This window comes from Micromonospora inaquosa (assembly GCF_003857055.1).
In the GTDB taxonomy this organism is placed as follows: domain Bacteria; phylum Actinomycetota; class Actinomycetes; order Mycobacteriales; family Micromonosporaceae; genus Micromonospora; species Micromonospora inaquosa.
In genome coordinates, this window is record NZ_QGSZ01000054.1 from 1 (window position 1) to 3701 (window position 3701).

The 3701-nt window shown below is 72.1% G+C and carries 2 protein-coding genes; both read right to left on the minus strand.

The window, feature by feature from the left end:
- Positions 1–181 precede the first annotated feature (181 nt).
- Positions 182–1057, minus strand: coding sequence for a replication-relaxation family protein (locus DLJ59_RS00645; RefSeq protein ID WP_124770586.1), 876 nt, complete (start codon positions 1055–1057; stop codon positions 182–184).
- 211 nt (positions 1058–1268) lie between these two features.
- The gene (locus DLJ59_RS00650) at positions 1269–3701 is read right to left on the minus strand and encodes a type IV secretory system conjugative DNA transfer family protein (protein WP_244235765.1); all 2433 of its coding nucleotides are present in this window, start codon (positions 3699–3701) and stop codon (positions 1269–1271) included.

A 3701-nucleotide genomic window follows, 5' to 3' on the forward strand; every position in this document is an offset into this window, starting at 1 on the left:
CGCCCGGAACAGCTCCACGGCGGCCTTCGCCTCCGCCGACGGCTCCGCCCGCTTCTTCCGTCCAGCCTGATCGTTCTGTGTCGCGGTCATCACGGCACCCTCCTCACCAGGCACAACGCCCGGCGGGTCAGGCCGGAAACACCGTTAGATCCACAGACCCCCCTGGCCTGCGGTGTGAGGTCTACGGGTGGTCGAAGCGCCGTGGGTTGGTGGCCGTGTCGGGGCCGTGGTCGCAGGGCAGCTCGTGCAGGTACCGGCGGTGGGTGGGGTCCGAGACGAGGGTCCACACCCGACCGGCCGGGTCGGGGCTGTGGATGGCGGTGGCGATCGGGCTGGTGGTGCGCAGTCCGGCGAGCACTGCGAGGAGGCTGGCCTCGCGGCGCCGGCTGGGGACCCAGAACAGCACGGGGTAGCGGGGTCCGAAGGTGGTGAGGCGTTCGTAGCCGCGCAGCTTGGCCACGACCCGGGCGAGGTTCTCGGTGTCGTTGTCGTGCTCGAGGAAGAACCCGGTCGAGGTGTCGCCGACGGTCCATACGCCGTGTCCGTCGGGGCGGATGCCGGCCTGGGCGTAGACGGTGGTGGCGTGCTGCTCGGACCACCACCGTGACAGCCGGGCGTTGGGTGTGTGGCGGGCGGTGGCGATGAGGTCGGTGAAGAACTGGTTGACGCCGAGCAGGTGGTTGACCTGGCCGCTGGCGGCGATCCGCTTGGCGCGTTCCAGGGAGCTGCGTGGTGCCTTGCCGCTGGTGCCGATCGGGTCGTGGTAGACGGTCGGGTGTAGCTGCAGTCCGACGTGGCCGAGGGTGTAGAGCAGTGATCCGTAGCGGCCGTGGGCGCCGCTGCGGCCGAATCGGTGTAGCACGTCGAGGCGGTGCAGGATCGTCAGCCGCCGTTGGGCGGTGCGCCGGGTGTCGAAGAGGGCGCTGGTGATTTGGTCGGTGGACAGCAGGTAGTGCTCGGCGAGCAGCCCGAGGAGGGCGTGGTCGCGGGGGACGATGCGACCGAAGACCGCGAGGGGATCGGAGTTGCGGGAGGCGGGGGGTACACGGGAGTACACGACGGTTGCTCCTGGGCAGGATGGGGTTCCCCTCCCGATCGGGAGGGGTGTCTGGGACGAGGGAGGTCGGTGCGCAGGGCCTGTCACGGGGTGCGTGCGGCACTGACAGCCCAGGTCAGCACTGTGCTGCGGATGCCCGGCGGTCACCGGTGACGATCCCGGTGACGAGCCGGTGCGCGACCCGGGCGACGCCACCGTCTGACAGAGACAGTTAGCTCCGGTCGCTCTTCGGACGGGATCGACGGTCGTCGGGTCTGCGGCTGAGCCGTTCGACGAGGTCGTCGACGGCGCTGGTGTCCTGGCTCGGTACCGCCGCGGCGGCGGCCTGGCGGATGGCGGTCGCCTCTCCGACGATCGGCTTCGGCGGCCGGGTCTTCATCGTGAACGCCGGGGTTTGGCGGCCGTTGACGACCAGCCGCGCGGCGGCGGTGTACGCGTCGAGGTGGGCGAGGTCGTGCTCGCCCAGTTCCGGCAGGGTGTGCCGGGACAGGACCTTCGCGTCTTCCGGCGCGACCGTGAAGTACACCTTGTTGCGGGCGTTGGCCGACGCCGCGGCGAGCAGGTCGCGGGGGAACTGGGCCAGGTCCTGGTGGGCGAGCACGAGTGACAGCCGGTACTTGCGGGCCTCGGCGAGCATCGTGTCGAGGGAGTTGGCCAGGGTCAGGAAGTTCTGGGCCTCGTCGATGATCAGGGTCGCGTCGCGGCGCCGGTCGGGTTCGATGCCGGCGCGGGCGGTGGTGGCTTGCCATACCTGCGCGAGGATCAGGGAGCCGAGCAGCCGGCTGGTGTCCTCGCCGAGCACGCCCTTGGGGATGCGGACGAGCAGCACGCCGCCGTTGAGGACTCGGCCCATGTCGAAGCTCGAGCGGGGGTAGCGCATGGTGCGTTTGACGAAGTCGCGCAGCAGGAACGCGCGCAGCCGGGCGAGGACCGGTCCGATGACCTGTGAGCGGAGGCTGTCGTTGAGGCTGTCGTACCACTGCCAGAAGCCGCTGAGCCCGGCCGGGTCGTCCAGGTCCACCGTCATCGCCGAGCGGAACTGGGGGCTGTTGAGCAGCGGGGGGATGTGTTGCAGGGTGACGTTGTTGTGGCGTAGCAGGGTCAGGCAGGCCACCCGCATGACGTCGTCCATCCGCGGTCCCCACGCCTTGGCGAAGATGTTCCCGAAGATCGACACGAGGTTGTCGACGACCAGGTCGGGGTCGTCGCCTTCGAGGGGGTTCAGTGTCGGCGGGTTGTCCTGGTCGGGGTCGAAGAGCACGACGCGGTCGGCGGCGGTGGCGGGGAGCCGGTCGAGGATGTCCAGGACGAGGTCGCCGTGCGGGTCGATGACGACGGTGCCGCGGCCGGCGTTGATGTCGTCGAGGGCCATGTTGACCAGCAGGGTGGTCTTGCCGGAGCCCGTGGAACCGATCATATGCATGTGATACCTCGCGTCTGGCACCGTCAGCCCGACACTGTGGCCACCGATTTCGGCGTCGCCGAGCATCTTCACCCCACGTCCGCCGCCGGGGACGGCGACCGGCGCCGGCATGGACGTGGCCCGCGCCCGGTCGAGGCCGGGCACGGCAAGGTCGCGCGGCAACGCGGCGAGGGCGGCGAGTTCCGGGGCGGAGGTGAGGAATCCGGGTCCGAGGCGGCGTGCGGCGAGGACGGCCACCGGGGCGGGCATCCGGGCGCGGTGGGTGAGCCGGTTGCGGCCGGTGTGGATGGCGAACGCCGAGGCGAGGGTGTCGGCGATGCCCCGCAGCCGGCCGGTCGGGTCGGCGCCGGGGCGCCGGTTGGTGGTGGCGACGGCGTAGCGGATGCCGGTCTGCCACAGCGGGTGCGCGGTCTTGTCCAGGATCGCCCGGACGTCGCGCTCGACGGTGGGATCCCGACGGGACACGGACGCCGTAGACCGGCCGGCGCCGCCGGTGCCGGGTAGGAACGCGTCCAGCAGCCACCGCATCGGCGCGGCCGGGTTGATCGTCGGTACGGCGGTGGTGCCGGCCCGGAGCCGCCCGGCCGCGCGGCGTGCCCGTGCCGCGCGCCGGGGTGTGGCCGGGCGGGCGAGGATCTGCACGCAGGCGTACTCGCGGGGTGTGAGCTGCGCGCCGGCGGCCATCAGCGGGCGCAGTGGGTCGGTGTCGTGGTCGGTGGCCAGCGGCAGCCACTCCGCGTACACGGGCAGCAGGTGCCCACCGGCTGCGGGATGGGCGTCCAGGGGGATCGGCGGCGGCGGGTTGTCGTCGGTGGTGGTGGCCGAGCTGGGCCACGCCGCCCGCACCGCGGCCTCGACCGCCCCCGGAGGGACGGTGCCGGGAACCCAGATCGAGATCAGTAGTTGCCGGCCGGACCACGTGTACTGCCACACGACGTGCGGGGCGCCGTGGAGCAGGCGCCGCCGCCGTGACGGGGTCAGCACGCCGGCCAGGTTCGCCCATAACGCGCCAGCGCTGTGCGGGTCGACTTCCGGGGGTGGCGCGATCGTCACGAGGCGCGCACCGTTGGCGTGGTGGCGGTGCCGCCCGATCTCGAGCAGGTTGCGGGCCGCGATCCACATGATCAGCCCGCCGGCGGCGACAGCGGCCAGCCACGGCCGCTGTGTGGCCCACACGGCGGCGTCGAGCAGCGCGTCCGCTGCTCCGGTAGGGGGTGGGAT